The 26651-nt window shown below is 34.8% G+C and carries 13 protein-coding genes and 3 tRNA genes; 3 read left to right on the plus strand and 13 right to left on the minus strand.

The annotated features are described in order from the left end of the window. Positions 1-93: 93 nt before the first annotated feature. The 12 genes from ACKTTV_RS02095 to cyoE form a co-directional block, all read right to left on the minus strand. On the minus strand, positions 94-5541 hold the full coding sequence (locus tag ACKTTV_RS02095) for a beta strand repeat-containing protein (RefSeq protein ID WP_408029151.1): 5448 nt from the start codon (positions 5539-5541) through the stop codon (positions 94-96). A gap of 126 nt (positions 5542-5667) precedes the next feature. After that, positions 5668-14016 carry an Ig-like domain-containing protein gene (locus ACKTTV_RS02100; protein WP_408029152.1) on the minus strand — a complete coding sequence of 2783 codons (8349 nt, stop codon included), beginning with the start codon at positions 14014-14016 and terminating at the stop codon, positions 5668-5670. Positions 14017-14718: 702 nt separating this feature from the next. Next, on the minus strand, positions 14719-18102 hold the full coding sequence (locus ACKTTV_RS02105) for an Ig-like domain-containing protein (protein WP_408029153.1): 3384 nt from the start codon (positions 18100-18102) through the stop codon (positions 14719-14721). Positions 18103-18465: 363 nt separating this feature from the next. Beyond that, positions 18466-19143 (minus strand): tRNA (adenosine(37)-N6)-threonylcarbamoyltransferase complex dimerization subunit type 1 TsaB, encoded by a 678-nt coding sequence (gene tsaB, locus ACKTTV_RS02110; protein WP_408029154.1) that lies wholly within the window; start codon positions 19141-19143, stop codon positions 18466-18468. Between the two features lie 95 nt (positions 19144-19238). Then, the gene (locus tag ACKTTV_RS02115; RefSeq protein ID WP_408029155.1) at positions 19239-20603 is read right to left on the minus strand and encodes a TolC family protein; all 1365 of its coding nucleotides are present in this window, start codon (positions 20601-20603) and stop codon (positions 19239-19241) included. 437 nt (positions 20604-21040) lie between these two features. Next, positions 21041-21571, minus strand: a complete 531-nt coding sequence (locus tag ACKTTV_RS02120) for a DUF420 domain-containing protein (RefSeq protein WP_408029156.1) — start codon at positions 21569-21571, stop codon at positions 21041-21043. After that, the gene (locus tag ACKTTV_RS02125) at positions 21564-22211 is read right to left on the minus strand and encodes an SCO family protein (protein WP_408029157.1); all 648 of its coding nucleotides are present in this window, start codon (positions 22209-22211) and stop codon (positions 21564-21566) included. The genes ACKTTV_RS02120 and ACKTTV_RS02125 overlap by 8 nt, the downstream gene beginning before the upstream one ends. A gap of 36 nt (positions 22212-22247) precedes the next feature. Further along, positions 22248-22895 carry a hypothetical protein gene (locus ACKTTV_RS02130; protein WP_408029158.1) on the minus strand — a complete coding sequence of 216 codons (648 nt, stop codon included), beginning with the start codon at positions 22893-22895 and terminating at the stop codon, positions 22248-22250. A gap of 64 nt (positions 22896-22959) precedes the next feature. Continuing rightward, a complete protein-coding gene (locus ACKTTV_RS02135; protein ID WP_093671655.1) occupies positions 22960-23304 on the minus strand; it encodes a cytochrome C oxidase subunit IV family protein in 345 nt (114 codons plus the stop codon). Positions 23305-23323: 19 nt separating this feature from the next. Further along, a complete protein-coding gene (locus ACKTTV_RS02140; protein WP_408029159.1) occupies positions 23324-24304 on the minus strand; it encodes a cytochrome c oxidase subunit 3 in 981 nt (326 codons plus the stop codon). 56 nt (positions 24305-24360) lie between these two features. Further along, positions 24361-24951: a cytochrome c oxidase subunit 3 gene (locus tag ACKTTV_RS02145; RefSeq protein WP_408029160.1), complete on the minus strand. Its 591-nt coding sequence runs from the start codon at positions 24949-24951 to the stop codon at positions 24361-24363. Then, the gene (gene cyoE, locus ACKTTV_RS02150) at positions 24951-25853 is read right to left on the minus strand and encodes a heme o synthase (RefSeq protein ID WP_408029161.1); all 903 of its coding nucleotides are present in this window, start codon (positions 25851-25853) and stop codon (positions 24951-24953) included. Before cyoE ends, ACKTTV_RS02145 begins: the two co-directional genes overlap by 1 nt. Before the next feature lie 167 nt (positions 25854-26020). Here cyoE and ACKTTV_RS02155 point away from each other — a divergent pair. From ACKTTV_RS02155 to ACKTTV_RS02165, 3 genes are all read left to right on the plus strand, one after another. Further along, positions 26021-26092 (plus strand) — tRNA-Gly (locus ACKTTV_RS02155). Positions 26093-26115: 23 nt separating this feature from the next. Next, positions 26116-26201 (plus strand) — tRNA-Leu (locus tag ACKTTV_RS02160). A 57-nt stretch (positions 26202-26258) separates the two neighbouring features. After that, a tRNA-Leu gene (locus ACKTTV_RS02165) sits at positions 26259-26344 on the plus strand. A gap of 72 nt (positions 26345-26416) precedes the next feature. Here ACKTTV_RS02165 and ACKTTV_RS02170 read toward each other — a convergent pair. After that, positions 26417-26575 carry a hypothetical protein gene (locus ACKTTV_RS02170; protein WP_408029162.1) on the minus strand — a complete coding sequence of 53 codons (159 nt, stop codon included), beginning with the start codon at positions 26573-26575 and terminating at the stop codon, positions 26417-26419. Positions 26576-26651: the final 76 nt, after the last annotated feature.

Raw genomic sequence — 26651 nt, forward strand, 5'->3', positions numbered from 1 at the left:
TCCTTTATTAAAAGAATGATTTTTGGCCCCCTCAATCTTTTAATAATGCTGGTGCCAGCTTATTAACTAGCACCAGCGTTGTTTTTAGGAATTTTATTGGTTATTACTATAACTTATAGTATCAGAGTCATTATCATTTCCTCTAAATACCTGACCTCCAGAATTACCTCTGATTGTCGCTTTTAATGGTCTTTCTCCTCTAGAGTTTTCAGGAGAAACGAATTTCGCCTTAATTCCAATTCTTGAGAATGAGTTTCCATTAAATATTCCTCCATTTCCTATATAAGTGAACTTATGAAGTCCTCTATCTAATTGGTACGACCAATCAGAATTAGATACTGTTTGTCCATTTAAAGTTGTTAGAGTGCTATCATATGTGAATTCAAAGTTTGCACTATCTGAAATTCTGAATTCTACTGTATCTAAACCATTCGAGTTAAATCCGTTTCCTTCACCAACGAACACTACAAAGTCAATATCTCCTTCTGCACCAACAACATTTGTCTCTCTAGTAATTACAGAAACTGTATAATCTGGCTCCATGAATTTCTTCACAAGAAGAATTACTGTAGCAGTATCACATGCTTGAGGTGTTCCATTATCACATACTTGGTAAGTGAAACTATCTTGACCAGTGAATCCTGCATTTGGTTGGTAATTAAATGTACCATTAGCATTCAACGTTAATGTACCATTGCTAACATTAACAACCGGAGTTGTATTCACTGTTTGCGTATCTCCTTCTGGATCTGAATCGTTCGCCAATACGTTTCCAGTGATGTTATTATTTGCTGTATCAGCTACTGTATCAAATGCATCATCATTTGCTACTGTAATGTTTCCAGAATCCTCGTTAACTTGAATTTCTACTGTAGCAGTATCACATGCTTGAGGTGTTCCGTTATCACAAATTTGATAAGTAAAGCTATCAGTTCCTGTAAATCCTGCATCTGGAACATACGTAAATGTACCATCAGCATTTAAGGTCAACGTACCATTACTAACATCACTTACTGGTGTTGTATTTACAGTTAATGGATCTCCATCTGGATCGAAATCATTACTTGCTACGTTTCCAGTTACCGTTGTTCCTTCTTCTGTAGTTACAGTATCAGGGTTAGCAATTGGAGCGTTGTTTGATGAAGTCGAATCTGGTAATACTTCAATAAATACTGTAGCTGTATCACATGCTTGAGGTGTTCCATCATCACATACTTGGTAAGTGAAACTATCTTCTCCTGTGAATCCTGCATTTGGAGTATATGTATAACTACCGTTAGCATTTAATGTTAAAATACCACTACTTACATTACTTACTGGAGTTGTATTCACTGTTTGAGTATCTCCTTCTGGATCTGAATCATTTGTTAATACATTTCCTGCCAATGTTGTTCCTTCATTTGTATTTGCGATATCATTAACAGCAATTGTTGAGTTCGCTAATCCTCCAACGGTAATTACAACTGTACCTTCGTCACATGCTTGTGGAGTACCGTTATCACATACTTGGTAAGTGAAGCTATCCGTTCCTGTGAATCCTGAACTTGGAACATACGTAAATGTACCATTAGCATTCAACGTTAATGTACCGTTACTAACATTGCTTACTGGTGTTGTATTTACTGTTTGAGTATCTCCTTCTGGATCTGAATCATTTGCTAATACATTTCCTCCTGTTAATGTTACATCTGTTCTCGTAGTAAATGCATCATCATTTGCTACAGTTGTATTTCCGTTATCTTCAACAACCATAATCTCAACTACTGCAGTATCACAAGCTGGAGTTGGTGTTGCATTATCACATACTTGGTAAGTAAAGCTATCAGTTCCTGTAAATCCAGCATCTGGAACATATGTAAATGTACCATCAGCATTCAATGTTAATGTACCATTGCTAACATCACTTACTGGAGTGGTATTCACTGTTAAAGGATCACCATCAGGATCGAAGTCATTACTTACTACATTTCCTGTTAAAGTTGTTCCTTCTTCGGTAGTTGCTGTATCCGCATTTGCAATTGGAGCTTCGTTAGCAGCTGTACCCGAATCCAATACCTCGATAAATACTTGTCCTTCGTCACATGCCTGTGGATTTCCATCATCACATACTTGGTAAGTAAAACTATCTTGTCCAACAAAACCTGCATTTGGAGTATATGAATAACTACCATCAGCACTTAAACTCAATGTACCATTACTAACATTGCTTACTGGTGTTGTATTTACAGATTGAGTGTCTCCTTCTGGATCGTAATCATTTGTCAATACATTTCCGCTTACCGCTACATCTTCATAAGTATTATTAATATCATTAACTGCTACTGTTGTATTTGCTAATCCTCCAACTGTTAGTACAACAGTTGCCTCGTCACAAGCTTGAGGTGTACCGTTATCACATACTTGGTAAGTGAAACTATCCGTTCCTGTGAACCCAGCACCTGGAACATAGGTAAATGTACCATTAGCATTTAAGGTTAATGTACCGTTACTTACATTGCTTACTGGTGTAGTATTTACTGTTTGAGTATCTCCTTCTGGATCTGAATCATTTGTTAATACATTTCCTCCTGTTAAAGTAACTCCTGGAGTTGTATTAAATGCATCATCATTTGCCACAGTAATATTTCCAGAATCTTCGTTAACATGAATTTCAACCGTAGCTGTATCACATGATGGCGGTGTTGCGTCATCACAAACTTCATAAGTAAAACTATCAGTTCCCGTAAATCCAGCATCTGGAACATAAGTAAATGTACCATCAGCATTTAATGTCAACGTACCATTACTAACATCGGTTACTGGTGTTGTATTTACAGTTAATGGGTCTCCATCTGGATCAAAGTCATTTGCCGCTACATTTCCTGTTACCGTTGTTCCTTCTTCAGTTGTTACGGTATCAGCATTTGCAATTGGGTTTTCATTATCAACTGTTCCATTCGGAATTACTTCAATAAATACCTGTCCTTCATCACATGCTTGAGGATTTCCATCATCACAAACTTGATATGTAAAGCTATCTTGCCCAGTAAATCCAGCATTTGGTGTATATGTATAACTACCATCAGCACTTAAACTCAATGTACCATTACTAACATTGCTTACTGGTGTTGTATTTACAGATTGAGTATCATTTTCTAAATCGTAATCATTCGTTAATACATTTCCAGTTGTAGCTGTATCAGCATATGTATTACTAATATCGTTAACAGCGATTGTAGTATTTGCTAATCCTCCCACTGTTACAATGGCAGTTGCTTCATCACATGCCTGAGGCGTACCGTTATCACATACCTGGTAAGTAAAGCTATCTGTTCCTGTGAATCCAGCATCTGGAACATACGTAAATGTACCATTAGCATTTAAGGTTAATGTACCGTTACTAGCATCTACAACAGGTGTTGTATTTACTGTTTGTGTATCTCCTTCTGGATCTGAATCATTTGCTAATACATTTCCTCCTGTTAATGTTGCTCCTGGAGTTGTATTGAATGCATCATCATTTGCGACTGTGATGTTTCCAGTATCTTCATTTACATGGATTTCAACTGTAGCAGTATCACATGATGGAGTTGGGCTTGCGTCATCACAAATTTCATATGTAAAGCTATCTGTACCTGTAAATCCAGCATCCGGAACATAGGTAAATGTACCATCAGCATTTAAGGTTAATGTACCATTACTTACATCTGTTACTGGTGTAGTATTTACTGTTAATGGATCTCCATCTGGATCAAAGTCATTCGCCGCTACATTTCCTGTTACTGTTGTTCCTTCTTCAGTTGTTACAGTATCAGCATTTGCAATTGGGTCTTCATTACCAGCAGTTCCTTCCGGAATTACTTCGATAAATACTTGACCTTCATCACATGCTTGTGGGTTTCCATCATCACATACTTGGTAAGTAAAGCTATCTTCACCTGTAAACCCAGCATTTGGAGTATATGAATAACTACCATCAGCATTTAAAGTTAATGTACCATTACTTACATTAGTTACAGGAGTGGTATTTACTGTTTGTGTATCTCCCTCCGGATCTGAATCATTTGCTAATACATTTCCACTAACTGCAGTATCTATATAAGTGTTATTAATATCGTTTTCAGCTATCGTTGTGTTAGCAACACCTCCAACAGTAAGGGCAACAGTTGCCTCATCACATGCTTGTGGGTTTCCATCATCACATACTTGATATGTAAAACTATCAGTACCCGTAAATCCAGCATCCGGAACATACGTAAATGTACCATTAGCATTTAAGGTTAATGTACCATTGCTAACATTATTTACCGGTGTTGTATTTACTGTTTGTGTATCTCCTTCCGGATCTGAATCATTTGCTAACACATTCCCTCCTGTTAATGTTACATCTGGAGTTGTAGTAAATGCATCGTCATTAGCTACTGTAATATTTCCAGTATCAGGATTAACGTTAATTTCAACTGTAGCAGTATCACACAAAGGTGTTGGACTTGCGTCATCACAAATTTCATATGTGAAAGTATCAGTACCTGTAAATCCAGCATCTGGAACATACGTAAATGTACCATCAGCATTTAAAGTTAATGTACCATTACTCACATCTGTTGTTGGCGTAGTATTAACTGTTAAAGGATCTCCATCTGGATCAAAGTCATTACTAGCAACATTTCCTGTTACCGTAACTCCTTCTTCAGTTAAAACTGTATCAGCATTTGCTATTGGAGCTTCATTAGCTACTGAACCATTTGGTAATACTTCAATAAACACTGTTGCTTCATCACAAGCAGCTGGGCTAACATCATCACAAACTTGGTAAGTGAAACTATCTTCACCTGTAAATCCAGCGTTTGGTGTATAGGTATAGCTACCATTTGCAGCTAAACTTAATGTACCATTACTAACATTTGTTACAGGAGTTGTAGTTACTGTTTGCGTATCTCCCTCTAAATCGAAGTCATTTGTAGATACGTTACCGCTTACGGCAACCCCTTCATAAGTATTATTAATATCATTAACCGCTGTAGTTGTATTCGTTGTCCAAGTAAAGAATGCTGCGTTTCCTTCAGCATTTGTATCTGAACCTAATGCCGCAATATTAGCATTGAATCCATTACTTACTTCCGACTCACTAGAATTTTGAACTACTTTAATTGGAAAAGTAAATTTAATGTTTGCATCTGCAGGAATATTATTATTCGTCTGCTCAAACTTTAAAATACTACTCGCTCCGTCATACGTCATTGTGAACAAACCACTCATATCAGTTCCATCAAAGGAATCTTCTATGGTAATATCACTTAATGAAGTCACTCCATTTGGTAAGTCAATATAATCACCTAAATCAACTGTGATCGTTACATTTGGTAAAGAACCAAATACCGGTGATGAAACTGGACTTCCTGAAGTCTCTTGAAGCCTAAACTCGGCTGTACCTGAACCATTTGCCTGCACCGAAGGTAGTGGCGCTGGCGAAATTAATGCATCTGTTAAATTTACAGACTGGCTATATCCTAAATGGACACAACACAAAAACATTATTAAAAATGTAATTTTTCCCCTCATAAGAAAACATCTTAAATTATTAAACTCAAACTATTTATTTAAAATGTTAATAATTGTACAGTATAACTGTTATCAATCTCCCCCATTACTAGTAGATTATTAATTATTAACCCTTTTAATTCTTTATTAATTTTTATTACTAAACTGTATTATATCTTGGTCATTATCATTTCTTGTATTCACCTGCCCTCCAGAGTTTGCCTTAACAGTAACCTTAAGAGGAACCTTCCCACTTGAACTTGCTGGTGATTTAAATATGGCCATTACCCCAATCTTTGACACAGTATTCCCTTGAAAGTCACCACTTTTCGTATAAACAAACTTATGGAGTCCGGATTCCTTTCTATAAGACCAGTCAGAATTATCCACTTTTGTTCCATTTAATAAAGTCTGATCTTTATCAAATTGAAAAGAAAATCTGTTACTATCAGCAATCCTAACCTCTACTGGATTTAGACCATTTGCATTCTGATTATTTGCTTCTCCGACGAAAACCACAAAATCAATTTTGGCACTATTTCCATTTACTATTGTTTTTTCAGTAAATAGAGTTGGATAGTAATCAGGTGGTAAAAATTTATTCACTACAATAATCACCGTTCCTGAATCACATGCTTGTGGAGAACCATTATCACAAACTGTATATCTAAAGCTGTCTTGACCAAAGAACCCAGCATTTGGTTGGTAATCGAATGTTCCATCTGCATTTAATGTCAAAGTTCCGTTACTTACATCTTTAACAGGAGTTGTATTTACCGTTTGTGTATGTCCCTCTGGATCCGTGTCATTATCCAACACATTCCCTTCTACATTATTATTTGCAGTATCTCCAACAGTGTGGTAAGCATCATCATTAGCTACCGTTATATTACCTGTTTCTGAAGTTACCGTAATGTTTACTATCGCAGTATCACAAAGAGGAGTTGGACTTGCATTATCACATATTTGATATGTAAAAGTATCTGGTCCTATAAACCCAGCATTTGGCACATAAGTAAAACTACCATTAGCATTTAATGTTAAAGTTCCATTACTTACATTACTTACTGGAGTAGTATTCACTGTTAAAGGATCCCCATCTGGATCAAAGTCATTACTTGCTACATTTCCTGTAAGTGTTATTCCAACTTTTGTAGTTCCAGTATCAACATTAGCAATAGGTGGTTCATTATCTGTAGTTCTTCCTGGTAAAACTTCAATAAAAACACTTGCTCTACCACATGACTGAGCAGAATTATTATCGCAAACTTCATAAGTAAAAGTATCCTCCCCTACAAAATTTGGATTTGGAGTATAAGTGAAGTTTCCATTCGAACTCAAGGATAATGCTCCATTAGCAACATTTATCACTGGAGTTGTCTTTACAGATTGTGAATCTCCTTGTAAATCATAATCATTAGCTAATACATTTCCTGAAACAACCTGTCCTTCATTCGTGTTTACAAAATCATTTACAGCGAAAGTATCGTTATGACAAACAGAATTTACAGAGCTTCCATCGATAACCTTAGCCACATCACCTGTATCATACGACGCCGCAACCACTTTACCAGAAGTATTTACTGCTCCAGAACTAACTGTTAATGGTTCAGTTAAATTTGATGGGTTGTAATAGGTATCACCATTTCCATCAGCATTTCTATTATTATAAGCTTCATTTGCATCACTACACCCGTCATTATCACTATCAGCACTTAAGTAATCCTTAACTCCGCTTATAGTTTCTCTTGCAACTGTTCCTTTATCTACTCCATTGGTAGTTTCAATTGAATCCGCTAGTCCGTCTTTATCAGTATCTATGTCAACAGAAGTGCTATCCATATTATCAACACGTCCATCATTATTGCTATCTAAAGACGCGGTTCCCGCTTCAACAATATCATAAATACCGTCATTATCACTATCTAAATCTAGATGGTTTGGAATACCATCTTGATCAAAATCGTTCCCTGCTGAGGTACAATTTGATCCAGAACCTCCACCTGATGTATATTTAAATCCTCTGGTACCAACTGAGAAGAAAATTGCATCTCCTGCAATCGCACTTGGACGGCTAATTGTCATTGTTATAGAACTATGCTCTCCTGAGAACTGTAGAGTTGCATTTGGCTCATTGGTTCCTGTTCTCATTCCAGAAGCTCCTGTAACACTGTTTCCACTCTTTACTGTCCAGCATTGATCAAGAACAGAGAAAGACTTATCAAATGAAACGACATCCGAAACATTTTCTGAAGCTGCTCCTCCTGAGAAGGATGTTAAATGTATTAATGGATCAACAGCAACTCCGTTTTCAAAAGTAAACTTGATGGTTACTGAGTTATTAGGATTTACCGACACCGCCATTGCACGAGAGGCTCCAACTGGCACATTTGCCGAGTTAGAATATCCTCTACTTGGATTAGGCTGGTTTCCATCACAATAAAAATACATTTGATTTACATGTAAGTTATTTGCGCCAGAAACATGTTCAGTTTTTATGTTTATATCCGCTCCGGTTCCTGATGAGATAACTCCATTTATTGGTCCTTGATAAGGTCCATTCCAAGTACTCCAATAGTAAGTTCCTGGTGTTACAGGTAAATCATCTGGAGTTTCACATACGTTTTCATCTTCGTCTGCAATACCGTCATTATCATCATCTAAATCACAGTCATTATTGATTCCGTCTCCATCAGGGTCGTTTGCTGTTGGTGTTCCTTTGATAGCTCCATCATAGCATGGACCACAAATAGCAGCATCAGTATCACCATCAATTACTTTTGCAACATCGCCTGTTGTATAAGATGCTGCAGTCACTTTTCCATTGGCGTTTACAGCACCCGAAGCTTCCGTTAAAGGTTCAGCTAAATCATTTGGATTATAATACGTATCTCCAGCTCCATCTGCACTACTATTACCATAAGCTTCATTTGCATCACTACATCCATCTGCATCACTATCTGCATTTAAATAATCTGCAGTACCTGTAGTAGTCTCTCTTGGAGAAGTTCCAGTATTTTGACCGTTAATAGCTTCAATAGAATCTGCTAAACCATCATTATCAGTATCTCCTGATGTGCTTGTTATACTATCAATAGTTCCGTCGTTATTAGTATCCATTGAACCTGTTCCAGCCTCAACCACATCATAAATACCATCATTATCACTATCTAGATCTAAATAATCTGGTATTCCATCACTATCAGTATCTCTCGCTTCTGAACCTCCGTTATCGGCACAATACCCCATTACTCCAACTCCAATAAAGTAATTTTCACAATTACAAGAAGAAGCATTAGAGTTATCAACGGTAAAGCTAAAACTAGTATAAGTTCCTGGAATTTTCACTAATCCTTGAGCTGCAACATTTGAACAAGTTCCTGTCGCAGTTGTTGAACCAATTGAAAGTCCACAATTTTGAATAACTTCAATATTTCTATTAAAACGAACAGTTTCTGTTCCACAAGGACCTGCCCATCCTCCAGCGATATCATTGAAATATACCACCATATCAGTTACTGGCTGTTCAAAAGTGACTGTATATTGATGTTGGCTTCCTCTAGTAGACAACCCAGTAATCACACTTACTTTTCCAGACAAACTACAACTAGCGTTGTTTTGTTGCATTGAGAAATCTACATTCGAAGTTATTGTTCCATTTAATGTGCTAGTTCCGTTAGATATTTGAACTTGTTTAGATTTGTTCCAACCTTCACTACCTGCCTTCATATCAGCAAAATAATAAGTCCCATTTTGAGAATCAACACAACTAGAAGAGTTTCCAGAAACACCTTCATCAATGTCTAAAATTCCATCATTATCATCATCGATATCTACTAAATCTCCGATACCATCTCCATCAGTATCCGCACAAGCTCTCAAGTCAGAATCAGTACCATATTGTTCATAAAGAGAAACATAATTAATTTCTCCACTATCCACTGAAGTTTCAAGAACATCTGCAAGTCCATTCGAACCAACCGCAGAAGTAAATTTATAGTCAGATGTGGTATCTGTGGTTGCTCCTGCTTCATAAGCATCACTACAGCCATCACCATCACTATCTAAATCTAAATGATTTGGTGTTCCATCATTATCTGTATCAACTAATGGACAATCATTTGAAGATCCACTAAGATTATCCGCAGTAATTACAATGTCTTTATAAGTTACTGGAGAGTACTGTGAAATTGCCAACTGGTAATCTGAAACTGTTCCATTAAAAGAAGCTTTCTCAACTCCTCCAATTTTAACAGTTATGGCTCCATTCACATCAATATCAATTTCATATAGTTCATCAGCTTGTGATGTATGTGTAAATGTCCATGCATTCGGGAAATACCCATAAGTTGTTCCGTTGCTATGATAAAACTTATAACCTTGGTCATTCCAGTTCGATACAGTTTTATTAGCCCCTGTTGGGATTAAACCGAACATTGTGATTCCAGATAAATTAGTTCTTTTAAACTCAAAATGAATTGGCAGACTAAATGTCTGATCACTATAAGAAGATCTCCACCCTCCACTTCCTGAAGTTAACGTGTTATTTTCGTTAGTAATTGTTGCATTTCCAGTAAATGTCAATTCCGAAATATCTTGTGATAAACTACATCCTAATTCCTCTATATCTAACACTCCATCATTATCATCATCAATATCAATTAAATCACCTATACCATCACCATCTGTATCTACACAAGCATTTAACCCATCGTTTTTCGCATAGTCCTCATAGGAAGAAGTATAGTCAATCACTCCACTATCAGCTGAGGTTTCAACAGCATCGGCAAGTCCATTTGAACCTACTGCCGAAGTAAATTTATAATCAGTAGTTCTATCTGTCGTAGCTCCTGCTTCATAGGCATCACTACAACCATCACCATCACTATCTAAATCTAAATGATTTGGTGTACCATCTCCATCTGTATCTATAGATAAGCATATTCCTGCACCCGATGTAGACTTTAATGTGAAGTCATCTAAAATAATATGACCTTCAGAAGTTCCCATTAAATTATTTAATGAAATTTCTGCTGATGTTTGATTAGCTCCTGTCGTGAATCGAACTTCATATGTATTCCACTGAGGGTTGGCTATAGTATTTTCACTATACATACCTAATTGCACCCCATCAACTTTGACTTCCCATTTAGACCAACGAACCGTCCATATTTTATATGAAAAAACATATTCCTCATTAGGAACCAAGCCTGTAACTGTTTGATACCACATTCTGGTATTAGCTCCTTGGTTTACAAATAATGCATTTCCTATAAGACCGTCAGGATCCGCTGCTGTTGGATAATTTGGAGATCCTCCATAGTTATAGTTAAATATTACTGTGTTATATGGTGCAATTCTATATTGTGATTCTCCAACTGATCCACTTGTATAGGTATAATCCGAAGAAAACCCTGTATTACCTTGTGAAAAATCCCCATTTTTAATTAGATTCTCAGAATTACATCCTTCTTCAACATCTAACACTCCATCATTATCATCATCAATATCAATCAAATCTCCAATACCATCGCCGTCTGTATCTGCACAAGCATCTAGATTAGAGTTAACTGCATATCTTCCATAAAAAGAAGTATAGTTGATTTCTCCACTATCAGCTGAGGTTTCAACAACATCGGCAAGTCCATTTGAGCCAACTGCTGAAGTAAATTTGTAATTAGACGTAGTATCTGTCGTTGCTCCTGCTTCATAGGCATCGCTACAACCGTCACCATCACTATCCAAATCTAAATGATTTGGTGTTCCATCATTATCCGTATCAACCGAAGGACAGTTATTTGAAGAACCGTTAAGATTATCGGCTGTAATGACAATATCTTTATAAGTTATCGGAGTGTTCTGTGAAATTACTAATTGGTAATCTGAAACGGTTCCATTAAAAGAGGCTTTTTGAGCTCCTCCTATTTTAACCGTTATAGCTCCATTGACATCAATATCTATTTCATATAATTCATCAGTCTGTGATGTATGTGTAAATGTCCATGCACTTGGAAAATATCCATAGGTGGTACCATTACTATGATAAAATTTATACCCTCCATCATTCCAATTCGATACAGTTTTAGTAGCTCCAGTGGGAATTAAACCAAACATTGTACTTCCAGACAAACTTGTTCTTTTAAATTCAAGATGAATAGGCAAACTAAATGTCTGATCACTGTATGAAGACCTCCAACCTCCACTTCCTGAAGTTAATGTATTATTTTGGTTAGTTATTGTGGCATTACCTGTGAATGTCAATTCTGAAATATCTTGAGACAAACTACAACCTAACTCCTCTACATCTGTGATTCCATCGTTATCGTCATCAATATCTATTAAATCTCCTATTCCATCGCCATCTGTATCCGCGCAAGCTCTTAATCCCGAATTTAACGCGAAGTCGTCATACGTTAAAGTATAATTCAGTTCTCCACTATCAGCAGAAGTTTCAAGGCTATCTGCTAAACCGTTTGCTCCAACTGGCCCTGTAAATTTATAATTTGCAGTTGTATTTATCGTTGCTCCAGCTTCATAAGCATCACTACAACCATCTGCATCACTATCTAAATCTAAATGATTAGGAGTACCGTCTCCATCCTCATCTCCTGTACATAAACTAGCTTTCCCAGATGTTATAACCACGTTATTCGCAGTAAAAGAACCTCTAGAAATTGTTATTTTATAATTTTCAACTTGCCCTTGGTAAGTTTTCTTTACTACTCCATCAATTGAAAAGGTAACTAAACCATTTTCATCAATATCAATCGTCTTTACAGTTCCATTTGCGGCACCTTGCCATCCTGAGTTACCACTTTCATGGCGGATATAAGCATTATTGTTTTGTAGCTGGTATTTGTATCCTCCATCATTCCATCCCGATGTTTCAGTTTTGCTTACTGGAAGTAGCCCTAACATACCATTAGAAATAGAAGAAATCGTAAATTCTAAATGTATTGGTAAAGAAAGCTCTTGGTCGGAATAAGCATTCCCCCAAGCAGAACCTGTCATCCCTAATGTTGTATCAGTTGCCTGCACATTTGCAACAGAACCACCATGCCAAGTAAAATCGCTAGCCAAAGTTGATCCCGTACAATCTGATTCTTCCACATCAGGAATCCCATCATTATCATCGTCAATATCTACGATATCATCAACACCATCTTGATCTGTATCAATACAAGCATTAATTTGTTTTTCTAAAGCGTAACTTAAATACGATGAAGTATAGTTGAGATCACCACTATCAACGCTTGTTTCTAAGGCATCAACTAGTCCGTTATTCCCTACGCTTCCAGTAAATTTGAAATCTGCAGTTTTATTTGTTGTTGCCCCAGCCTCATAAGCATCGCTACAACCATCACCATCACTATCAAGATCCAAATGATTTGGAACCCCATCACCATCCGTATCAATAAAGGTACAGTTTGCAGAGGAACTTTCCGTGCATTTAAGTTCTATGGTATCTAAAATACCGTCATTATCATCATCTAAATCACAAACATCATGGATACCATCTCCATCCGCATCATTTTCCGAAGGAGCATTAAAACAGTCAACCTCTATAACATCTGTAACCGTAACCGTTATATTCTGATTTCGACATGCTCCATAGCTATCACAAACTCTAACTGTTACATTATAAACATTATTACCATCAGAATCGGAAGGCATCTCATAATCTGGAGAATTAACAAAAGTAAGAACTCCAGTACTACGGTTAATATTAAAATCTCCAGAATCAACTCCTCCAACGATTTGGTAATTTAAACCAGAACCTGGATTTGGATCACTAGCATTTACATCCAAAACTGTTCCTGTATGATTCTCTTCTACCGTTACCGATGAAGCACTTGTGAATGAAGGTGTTGTATTTCCACAACTACCTGTTGGAGAAACATATATACTTGCAGACCTTCCACCAGCAGAAAAAGTAAAAGTACCACTAGCATTAATTCTAACATTGAACTCCATTCCTCCATTTATTCGAGAAGGCCCTTGAGTTCCCCAAATTTGAACAGAATTCGATCCAGATATGCGAGCACCTTCATTTACAACCCCTTGATCAGAGTGACTCCAACTATTTACATACAAGTTGGACATGTTTGGGTTACCCCCAGAGACATTTAATGTAAAATTGTACGGTACACCATTTCTACCTGAACCAAAATAAACCATGGTTCTTACTGTAAATTCATTTCCACAATTAATAGATGACCTATTAACCGTTATACTTTCTACAGATTGCGCGAATGCGTTCTGAAGTGATAAAAATAAAATTGAGAATAGTACAAGTATTGAAGTTTTTAAATTGATAGATCTAATTACAGACCCATTACTTATACTAAAAGCAAGTTGTTGTTCTTTCAATGATCTGCGAAAAAAACACGAAATACAATCAGCTATGTTAAAAACTAACATGCCCAATCTCCGCAGATACCCTCCTAAGTTTTTAGCCCCAAAACTGGTAAGCCAATGTATAAAATTATCCCCCACTTTAAACAAGTTTTATAAAACAAAAAAATTGTTTTGATTAACTTAATTTAATCGGGATTATGTTTACAAAAAACAAAAATCCCAAACTATCACAACAAGCTACTACCATGCTTGTATGCATAAATTTGGGGGGTATACATCTAATTAAAGGCGGGTCAAATATACACTAAAAAAATACTCCAGCAAAAAAAAAGCACTTTTTAATTGATTGAAATACAATATTTTAATACTTTTCACCATTTATCGATACTTTTTTACCATTCACAGATAAATATTCACCAACTATACTAGTTATCAGTAAGCTGATAAATGAAATACCCTTTTCAGCGTCATTTTTCCACCTTCCAGGTTAATCGTCATATCACTATCCATTACAACCTATAATCAAAATCTTTTCAGGCGAAATAAGAAGGCTAAATGAAAGAAATTATCCCTCACTCTTATATTCAATAAAGTTTTAATCGTTATCGTTTCTTATATTCGTTTGACCTCCTGAATCCGATTTTACAGTTACTTTTAAAGGTATCTTGCCAACTTGAATTTGCTGTAAATTAAATGTTGCTTTTATCCTTGCAAGAAAACATCTTAAACTATAGAACTCAAACTATTTATTAAAAGTTCTAATAATTGTAAGGTGTAACTGTTATCAATCTCCTCAATTATTTGTGGATTATTTAATCATTAACTTCTTTCTGTTATTAATTAATCATCATCCTCATCGTCACCATATCCTCCGTTACCATTACCATTGCCATTGTTCCCATTACCGTTACCGTTATTTCCATTACCATAAGCGTTACCGTTGTTCCCATTACCATTGCCGTTACCATTATTTCCACTAGCAACTAAGTTGGCGTATTGTATGATATCTTGATCGTTATCGTTTCTTGTATTTGTTTGACCTCCTGAATCCGATTTTACAGTTACTTTTAAAGGTCCCTTCCCACTTGAATTTGCTGGTGATTTAAATGTTGCTTTCACCCCTATCTTTGACACAGTATTTCCTTGAAAGCCACCACTTTTCACATAAGTAAACTTATGTAACCCAGATTCTTTTCGATATGACCAATCTGAATTGTCTACATTAGTTCCATTTAAAGTTGTTAAAGTCGTATCAAACTGGAAAACAAACCTATCACTATCGGCGATCCTAATTTCTACAGGATTTAATCCATTTTCATTTTGTCCATTTGCTTCACCAACGAAAATGACAAAATCAATTTTCGCCTTACTACCATTTACAATGGTCTTTCCAGTAAATAACGTTGGGTAGTAATCTGGGGGTAAAAACTTGTCCACCAAAATAATTACAGTTCCTATATCACATGCTTGTGGGGAACCATTATCACAAACCGAATATCTAAAGGTGTCCTGACCAAAGAATCCAGCATTTGGTTGGTAATTGAACGTTCCATTTTCATTCAATATTAGGGTTCCATTACTCACATTACTAACAGGTATTGTATTCACTGTTTGTGCATGCCCCTCTGGATCTGTATCGTTATCCAAAACATTACCTTCAACATTATTATTTGCGGTATCCCCCACAGTATAATAAGCATCATCATTCGCTACTGTGATATTTACCGTTGCAGGAGTCACTATAATATTAACAATTGCTGTATCGCAAAGTGGAGTTGGACTCCCATTATCGCATATTTGATACGTAAAAGTATCTGCTCCTATAAATCCAGCATTTGGTACATAAGTAAAACTACCGTTAGCATTTAATGTTAAAATCCCATTACTCACATTATTTACTGGAGTTGTATTTACAGTTAACGGATCACCATCTGGATCAAAATCATTACTAGCTACGTTTCCATTAAGAGTTATTCCTGCTTTTGTAGTTCCTGTATCAACATTAGCAATTGGTGGCTCATTATCTGTTGTTCTCTCAGGTAGTACTTCAATAAACACATTAGCTCTGCTGCATGATTGAGCAGAATTATTATCACAAACTTCATAGGTAAATGAATCTTCTCCAACAAAGTTTGGGTTTGGTGTATAGGTAAAGTTTCCATTTGAATTTAACGTTAATGTTCCATTAGCAACATTCACAACAGGAGTTGGCTTTACACTTTGTGTATCTCCTTGTAAATCGTAATCATTTGTTAATACATTACCAGTAACCGCTCGCCCTTCAATTGTATTCACAAAATCATTTACTGCAAAAGTATCATTATTACAAACGGAGTTCATAGAACTTCCATCAATTACATTGGCCACATCTCCAGTATTATATGACGCTGCCACCACCTTACCTGAAGCAAATACTGCTCCAGAACTAACTGTTAATGGTTCTGCTAAATTTGATGGATTGTAATAAGTATCACCATTCCCATCGGCATTTTTATTGTTGTAAGCTTCGTTTGCATCACTACACCCGTCATTATCACTATCCGCGTTTAAATAATCCACGGTTCCCGTTGTAGTTTCTCTAGCAGAAGTTCCAGTATTCTGACCGTTAATAGCTTCAATTGAATCGGCTAAACCATCATTATCATTATCACCTGAAGTACTTGTTATACTATCAATAGTTCCGTCATTATTTGTATCCATTGAAGCAGTTCCAGCTTCAACAACATCATAAATACCATCATTATCACTATCTAAATCTAAGTGGTTTGGTATCCCATCTTTATCGAAATCAGGGAAATCGGTACTATAAACGAAACTATCTAACCCCATATGATCAGCAACATTTCTTAAATACCCTTCCTTAACATCATTTCTAATCGTTACTTTTTTCACCAACTTACTCGTATTGAAACCTATTGACGCTTCAATATTATGACCCACTTTTATTGATTTCTTGAAACTTCCATTTGCATCATAAACTTTAACATATCCTGTACTATCACTCCCCACCGTTTGACCTTCCAAATAGGCAATTAGCTTATCATCTGCATACACTTGATAACTTAATGTTGGTGGACAATAATGTCCGCGTACACTAATATCAAAGATATCTGTTAGATCTATATTGAAAGCATTTACGGAAGTATTAAAGTCTATCTCTATTTTGTAATAATTATTATGGCACATCCCGTATTCTGGAACAACAAAAGCGGCGTCTCCTGAATTTCCTGAAACAATATTTTGAAGCGTGGTATCCTTAAATTCAGCATAATTACTACTAATATTTGAAGTGTATTTCATGGAACCATTTGGAAAACTCACTGTGCTATATATTGCTGTACCTGGTCCAGTACGAGTAGCACTAAAGTCATTTAAATTATTAAGTACAACCAGTGATTTACCTTGATTAGCGACAGCTTGTTGAAAGCCGGACTCTTTATATCCCAAACCGTTGGTATTTCCTCCTATAACAAATATTTGAAAACCGTCGAAAACCCAGTTAACTGCATCTGAGTGAGGTGGATTATTAATCGAAGAAGTTAAATTTTGAAATTCATCTACGTCTAAAATACCATCATTATCATCATCCAAATCACAATCATTATGAATCCCATCTCCATCTGGATCGTCTTCTGGATTTGGGTTACTACATGAAAACTCATCTACATCTTTAACTTTAATATAAATACACTTATAACCAAAGGCTCCATAACAATCGATTACTTTAACCTTAATTTTATACCTGTTATCCCTATCGCTATCATGCGGCGCTTCATAATCTGGCGGCACAATAAAACGTAATTCACCAGAATAACGATCCAAAGTAAAATGGTTTGAGTCCCAAACATTCACTAGATAATACTGCAACCGACCACCTGGGTTAGGATCATAAGCCTCAATATTCATTACGGGTCCTGCAAGATTTTCATTTACCCAAACGACATTAGGGGAAGTAATCACAGGAGGGTTATTGTAATAATAACCTCGACTATGAGTCGATTGAGAATTTACATTATGGAATGACAAAAATAAAATTGAAAACAGTGTAAGCATTAAAGTATTTGAACTGATAAGTTCACTACTTACACTACAAGCCTTTAGCTCTTTTTTTCTTGATCTGCGGTAAAAACATGAAATAAAATCGAACATGTTCATCTTCTGCAGATACTTCCCTAAGTTTTTAGCTCCAAAATTGGTTAGCCAATGTATAAAATTTTCCCCCACTTTTAAACAAGTTTTATAAAACAAAAGTTGTTTTGATAACTTAATTTAATAGGGATCATGCCCACAAAAAACAAAAATCCCAAAATTTAACAACAAGTTACTAAAGTACTTGTATGATATAAATTTGGGAGGTATTTATCTAATTAAAGGCGGGGCAAATATACGCTAAAAAACTACTCTAGCAAATAAAAGTACTTTTTAATTATTTAAAAAACAACGCCTTATTATTTTAATGTTTTAGAGCAGCTCTCAATACTTTTTACCATTCACAAATAATTAACGACCAAACATACTAGTTAACCGAAAATTCATAAAGAGAAGCAATTATTTTCGTGAAGTTTTCTAACACAAATTAAGTTACACCTATACCTTTTTCTTTTCAGGAGTAACAACAAAATCTTTTAAATAAAATGGCTCAAAATACGCAACATCTTCAAACTTGTTTTCCTTAAACTTAGTATAACTTAATTCAACCATTTCTCGAGAAGAAGGAAATTTATCATCGTGAAAAATAGCATTTTCGCTTGTAATCACATCTTTGCATTTATTTGCTCCATCTCCTAAAAAGTGTACTTCATTATTTTCCAATAAAGTAACGAATGACTCTTCATTAATAATTTCAGCTTGAATTTCCCTTTGTTGCGAATAATCAATATTATACACTTCAGAATAAACTTCCATACGCCTAGCGTCGAGCATTGGAACAATGTATCCACTATTAATACTAATACTCGTAGCCAATGAATGTAACGTTTCCAATGCTATCAATGGAATATCATTTGCAAAGCACAATCCCTTGGCTGCTGAAACACCAATTCTTAAACCAGTATAAGAACCTGGCCCTTTACTTATAGCAACAGCATCCAAATCATTCATTTGAATTCCAGACTCATTTAGAACCTCTTGAATAAATGGATGTAATTTCTCAGCATGCGAATAATTTCCATCATTTAATTCTTTAATAGCTAAAAGCTTCCCTTCTTTTCCTAAACTTACTGAACAATTCTTAGTTGCCGTTTCAATATTTAATATTAATGCCACAGAAATTCTTTTAAAACTACAAAGATAATCATAAAAAAAACCTTACCAATTTGGTAAGGTTTTATATAGATTAATATTTAATTTTCCCCTGTACATTAATCTACTATAGATTCTCCAAAGTAAAACTTTAATACTTTGGTTTTGAAAACATAATCGTATTTAGCTCTGATCATCGCTCCTTCAGCATTTACCAATCTATTACGAACTTGGTCGAAATCGAACTGGGTCATTGATCCATAGTCATAACTAACCTGTGCATTTTTAAAAGCTTCTTTCTGAGCTTCTAAAGAAATTTCAGCTGCTTCAAAAGTTTTCGCTGCTGCCTTTGCATCCAAATAAGCTTGCTCAATAGTTTGTTGTAATTGAAGCTTTTGATTTTCCAACTCTAACTCAGAAGCTTTTTTGCTTATAACAGATCTTGAAATTCTATTCTTGTTTTGAAACCCACTAAATATTGGAATATTTAAACTCAAACCTGCAGAATATCCAAGGTTTCCATCTAATTGAGTAAAGAAACCATTACGTTGTAATATAATATCTCCTGTAGTTGGATCTTGAACAGGTAACACATCTTTCTCTCCTAAAACGGTTTGGTAAGAAGTATTGGCGCTAGCAAAAAACGACAATGTCGGTAACAAAGCCCCTTTAGCTAAATCAATAGTTAAGTCTGCATTTTCAACATTAAGTTTTGCTCTTGATATCTCAGGTCTGTTTGTCAATGCTTGATTATATACCTCTTTTGAACTACGGTAAAGGAATGCTGCAGATGGGGCATCAATAGCTACAGAAACAACATCAAAACCTTCTGGAGATATTTGAAGTAACTGCGCCAACTGTAACAAAGCTATATTTAAAGTATTTTCCTGAACGATAACATTTTGAAGATCATTGGCAGATGTAGATTGAACATTTAACAAATCTCCTTTAGGAATAGCTCCTGCGTCAAATTGTGCTTGAGCTCTTTCTATTTGTTTTTTACTAATTTCTGCTTGAACTTTAGCTACATTTAAATTCTCTTTAGCAAACAATACATTTAAATAAGTTTGAACAACGTTTAAAGAAATGTTATTAATATTAGTTTCTAAGTCTAGTTTGCTTCCCTCAACTCCTAGCTTCGATTGCTTCAGTGTGTTTTTATTTCTGTTTCCGTTAAATAAAGTTGCATTTGAGCTTAGACCGAAACTATTCCCTCGAGTATCTCTAGAAATCCTTGATCCGTCCTGACCAATGAAAGAACCAAAATTTACATTTTGAGTGGCAGATCCACTCAAAGTAGGTAGAAAATTTCCTTTAGCAATTGCTACATCTTTTTCAGCCAATTGAACATTGACCTCATTTTGTTTTATAGTAATGTTATTTTTTAATGCGTAATCTACACATTCTTTTAAAGTCCATTGTTTTTGAGCAAAAAGACTACAAGTTGATAACAAGGTTACCAATAATACAATTTTAGTTTTCAAAACGTATATTTTTTATGTTCAATTAGTTTTTTCAATTGTTGTTCCAAATAAAAAAGAACAAACAAAGTCCTAAAAACCAATTAGTTTATTCATTTTTAATGTTTTAAGAAGTTCAAAAACGGACACTTTTGTGTTTGCTTTCGGACATTCTTTAACAATTTACGCGTATATGACGACTAAAATTTAATTTTGTTACAAGAAAACTTATTAATTATTACGATATTTTTTTATTTTTTTTTCGATGCCTATAAATGAAGTAAAATAGAATTCCTACCAATATATATGGAAACACCATTAAATAGGTAATTCCACTGTTAACACCTTCAGCCATTGTTTCATTCCCGCCTTCGATTACGGCTTTACACATCGCACATTGTGCATAAGTTTTAACACTACTCAAAGCACAAAAAACTAATAATAGTATTACTATTTTATTTTTAAGCATAATATGGAGAAATCATTAAATAAACTACCACTCCCGTTACAGCAACATACAACCACAAAGGAAATGTAATTTTTGCTATTCTTTTATGATCTGTAAACTGTCCTAATCTGGCTCTCATAAAAGTTATAAGCACAAATGGTATTATTATTATAGAAAGCAATATATGTGTTATTAGTATAAAGAAATAAACATATTTTATAACTCCTTCTCCTCCAAACTTCGTTGAATCTGAAGTCATATGATAGGCTACATACATTACTAAAAACAATGCAGAACAAATTATAGCAAAGGTATTTAACTGTTCATGTAATTTTCTATTCCCTTTCTTTATTGCAATTACCGATAACACCAATAAAACAGCCGTTACTCCATTAATACTTGCATATATGGGAGGTAAAAAAGATAACGGTTCAACATTAGGTATTTTAATTCCAAAAAGCGCGGCCACAGCTAATGGGATTACAATAGAAATTACCGTTATGAATTTTTTATATTTCGATTCTTGAGACACTGAACTATTCATTTAACAACAACTTAATATCTTGTTTTAACTCTGTTATTTGATCTGGAAGACCATTTTCACCTAGGGCTCTATACACAAATATAGCATTCCCCTTATCATCATACCTTGAACGTATGTTACCATTCTTATCAATTAAAGCGAAATTACCCGAATGGTACAAACCTCCATGATCTGTTCCACCCTCACCAGCAGGTAATTTAAATCCGTTACTAGAAAAATCGAAAACTACATTTTTAGATTTTCCTGTTAACAAATGCCAGTTTTTATGGTTTATTTCGTTTCGTGACGCATAAGCTTTGAGTGTTTCCGGTGTATCAATATCTGGAGTAATAGAAAAAGAAGCAATTCCGAAATTAGGGTTTCCCATAAACTCGTTCTGTATACTTACCATTTTTTTATTCATTATAGGACAAATGGTTGGGCAAGTTGTAAAGAAAAACTCAACTACATAAACTTTTCCTTCATAATCCTTATTGGTAATTGTTTTTCCATCCTGATTTATAAACTCAAAATTAGGAACCTTATCAAAAACGTGTAAATCTGCCGTTTTAAAGTGTTTTACAATTTTCGGAACTGCATAAATTCCAAAAAGCAATATTACCAGGGATATTCCAACGTATGAATAATTTTGTTTTTTCATTCCTTTAAATTTCTTAGTTAAGAAATCGGATAAAAATTATATCTCTCTATCCGCATTATTCTTTTTAAGTGCCAAACGATACTCTGCCAAAACCACTTTTACATCATCCTTCATTTTATCATTTAACTCTCCTACTGACTTCATATTATAACCAAATAATTTCCCATCTGCAGCATCTTTATCATCAGTTCTTCCTCTTAAGTTAACTTCTTTATCAATAATAAAAGCCTTTGATGTATGTAAATTAGCATCTAATGATTGGTTGGTTTGAAAACTATCATAGAATGCTTTTACAACTTCTTCATTAGCAAAAACAAATTGCCATTTATTCATATCTGTAAACGCTCCAATTTCTTTCCTAAGTTTTTCTACGTTATCTTCTGTTCCTTTTACCGCAATAACAATCATTTGAAAATCTTTAAACCCATAAAATGGTTTGTAAATTTTCTGATTTAAATTAAAGAACTCTCCTTTTACACTCTCTAGGTCCTTGCCTAAAAACGTGACTATTGAAATCTTTCGATCGAACTTCTTTGTTGCATCAACTGTTGAAACGTCAATAACATTTTTAGTTAGCACTGGAAGTTTTGCGAAGTTATTGATTCCCAGCGACAAAAAAATATAGAAAAGTAGAGGCACTATAAACAGTGCAAATAGAACAATAAACTTTTGTTTTTTACTCATAATACTGCCGTTTAATGCAAAAAAAAGGTGGTTTAGACCACCACCTTTTCGTTGCTATATTTTATTACCATTTTACTAATGGTGCCAAAGTTTCAAATAAATAACCACCTTCAATTAACACTAGGGTTACTAGGTAGCAGATAAGGAAAACTGCTGTCCAAACTACTGAACGTCTGAACCACGTTTTTTCTCCTTCTAAATGCATGAATGCCCATGCAATATAATACGCCTTTGCAATAGTTAAAATGATGAAGATCCAGTTTAAGAAACTAGTTCCTAAAAAACCACTTAAGTATAGTGAGTCTGGCTTATAAATACCTAATACTACCTCTACTGCTGTTATAATTGATAAGATTGCTAAAACAATCCAGATTCTTTTTGTATTTGATTCGTGTGCGTGACCTGCCATTGTATACTATTTTTTATAATTATACTAAGTAGAAGAATGTGAATACGAATACCCAAACTAAGTCTACGAAGTGCCAATATAAACCTACTTTCTCAACCATTTCATAATGACCTCTCTTTTCATATGTTCCTAAAACGACATTAAAGAAGATTATGATGTTTAAAACAATTCCTGAAAATACGTGGAAACCGTGGAATCCAGTAATGAAGAAGAAAAAGTCTGCAAAAATCGGATTACCATACTCGTTCTCAATTAAGTTAGCTCCTTCAACTACTCTTGTAGCTTTCGCTAATTGAGCTAAACTTTCCTCTCTTGATAAAATTATTTTTTGCTTTGTTTCTGGATTAATTCTTTCTGTTCTAATCAATAAAGAAGCGTCACTAGCAAAGGCTTTTTGAACTTGTGCTACTGAATACTGAGATATTGTTCCTTCACTTTCGAACCATAATCCATTTTTTCTAGAGTGCTCCTCTCTTCCATCAACTCTATCATTATGCACAAAATCAGCTAATGCGATTTGATGCCCGTCTTTAACAAATTGTAAAATATGATTGTCAGATGTTTTTACGGCTCCATAAGAACCATTGATAAATGTTTTCCATTCCCAAGCCTGAGATCCAACGAAAATTAAACCGAAAACAATAGTTACAAACATATAAACTGCAACTTTCTTTTGTTTCATATGATGACCTGCATCTACTGCTAATACCATTGTTACAGAAGACACAATTAAGATAAATGTCATAAATGCAACATAAATCATTGGATAATTACCATGGAAAAATGGGATGTGAGTAAACACCTCATCGGCAATTGGCCAAGAATCAATAAATTTAAAACGAGTTAAACCGTAGGCTGCTAAAAAACCAGAAAAGGTTAACGCATCAGATAATATGAAAAACCACATCATCATTTTACCGTAACTAGCTCCAAATGGCTTAACACCACCTCCGCTCCAAGTCTCTTTTTTGTCAGAATTTACAGCAATATTTGCTTCCATAAATACTCTTTTGTTATTTTTTGTTAAAACAGTGCGCCAAAATTACGCATTTTTAATTACCTAATGAAATAGAAAAAGAAAAATAGATAAATCCATAAAACATCTACAAAATGCCAAAAGATTGCACCTAGTTCAAACCCAAGCATATCGGCAGATGAATACTTCTTTTTATAATGATTATAAATAACGACTAATAACACAACAACCCCAGCAATTAGGTGCAGTACGTGCATAAAAGTAATACCGATTATGAAAGATGTTGATACTGTACTTTCAGGACCGGTGAAATATAATCCTACTTCCTTTAACTGATTAAATCCTACATATTGATACCAAACAAATCCCAACCCTAATACAAAAGTGATTAATAAAAGGATTAAAGAGTTTGATATTTGATCTTTTTTTAATGCTTTCTGAGAAAAGAAAAGGGTAATACTACTCAATACAATTAATACTGTACTGATGTAAAACGCCTGAGGTAAATCAAACGTCACCCAATCTTCACGGTTCATGCTAACAACATACGCACTTGTTAATCCAGCAAAAAACATGACCATGCTAATCATCGAAACCCATAGCATTGGTTTTGCTGATTTTCTTCTACCTACTCTTAATTCTTCGTCTACTATTTGTGTTTGTTCACTCATTAGTGTAAAAATTTATCTACTACATATATTATTGGCACAACTGTGATGTAAAAAACACTTGCCAACATTAATTTTCTTGCATCTATATTTTCTTCCGATTTATACAATTTAAAAGCATACCAAAGCATTAATGCCCCTAATAGGAAAATTATTATTGCTGTTGCTGGAAAAATGTAGAAACCTCCTGTAACTTTTAATACTGGAGCTATAGACATTAATATCATAATACAGGTATAAAAAATTATTTGTACAACTGCTCCCTTATCTTTTTTATCCATTGGGAGCATGTGTAATCCTGCTTTATTATATTCTTCATATTGTAACCATCCAATGGCCCAAAAGTGAGGAAACTGCCAAAAAAACTGAATCATAAAAAGGAAACCAGCTTCAATACCGAATTTACCTGTTGCTGCTACCCACCCTAACATAAAAGGAATAGCTCCTGGTATTGCCCCTACGAACACAGCCAAAGGTGTTACTGCCTTCAACGGTGTATAGGCCGAAGTGTACAAAAAAATGGAAATTGCACCAAACAATGCACATTTTGGATTTATACTATATAAAATGGACAATCCTGCAATGGTAAAGAAAATGGCAATTCCCATTGCTGTATTTACCGACATTCTTCCTGATGGTAATGGACGATTCTTCGTACGCTTCATTACCGCGTCAATATCTTTTTCTATAACTTGATTAAAAGCATTGGAAGCTCCAACCATGAAATATCCACCGATAGCCAATAATATAATAGTGGTATAATTGATTTCATTTGCCCCTAAAAGGTAGCCAGTAATAGAAGTAAAAACCACACTTACAGACAAACCAATTTTTGTAAGCTGCTTGAAATCAGAAAAAAGCGTTTTTACTGAAGTTTTATCTTGTATTGTAGAAACAGTACTCACTTGTTTTCAAAAAATTTTTGCAAAGATATTTCTTTCTGAGTGAACCACCGAATTTTTTGAAATTATTTAAAAAAAACAGAAAAGTACTTTGTATTTCAAAAAATCGTATTATATTTGCACCCGCATTCAAGCAATGCAACGTTCATTAAAATAACATTATTGACTACGCGAAAGTAGCTCAGGGGTAGAGCATCACCTTGCCAAGGTGAGGGTCGCGGGTTCAAATCCCGTCTTTCGCTCTGATCCTTTTTTAAAAGATTATGCTGAAGTGGTGGAATTGGTAGACACGTTGGACTTAAAATCCAATGAGCCGTAATGCTCGTGCGGGTTCAAGTCCCGCCTTCAGTACTAAGCCTCGCTTTAATTAGTGAGGCTTAATTTTAAAAGTAGTCAATATTCATATACGCTGAAGTGGTGGAATTGGTAGACACGTTGGACTTAAAATCCAATGGGCCGTAATGCCCGTGCGGGTTCAAGTCCCGCCTTCAGTACAAAAGCCTTAACATTTATGTTGAGGCTTTTTTGTTTTTTAACAATTGCTAGTCATTATCTTTTATTAAATATTAAAAACTGCTTACATCTTCATCCTTAATTGGATGATAACCTCCTCCTATTTGGTTATGATTTTCTTCAGCCCAAGTTATAATTAGACTCATTAATTTATATGCTTTCTGTTCATCTATTGAAATTTCATCTTCTGTTTCTAAACAAAACAAACTCATAACAATCCGTATTCCTCATAAATTATCAATTTTATTATTCGCCAATCACCTTCTTTTTTAGTAACTTAGAAATTCA

This window comes from Tenacibaculum xiamenense, from assembly GCF_964513065.1.
GTDB lineage: Bacteria > Bacteroidota > Bacteroidia > Flavobacteriales > Flavobacteriaceae > Polaribacter > Polaribacter xiamenense.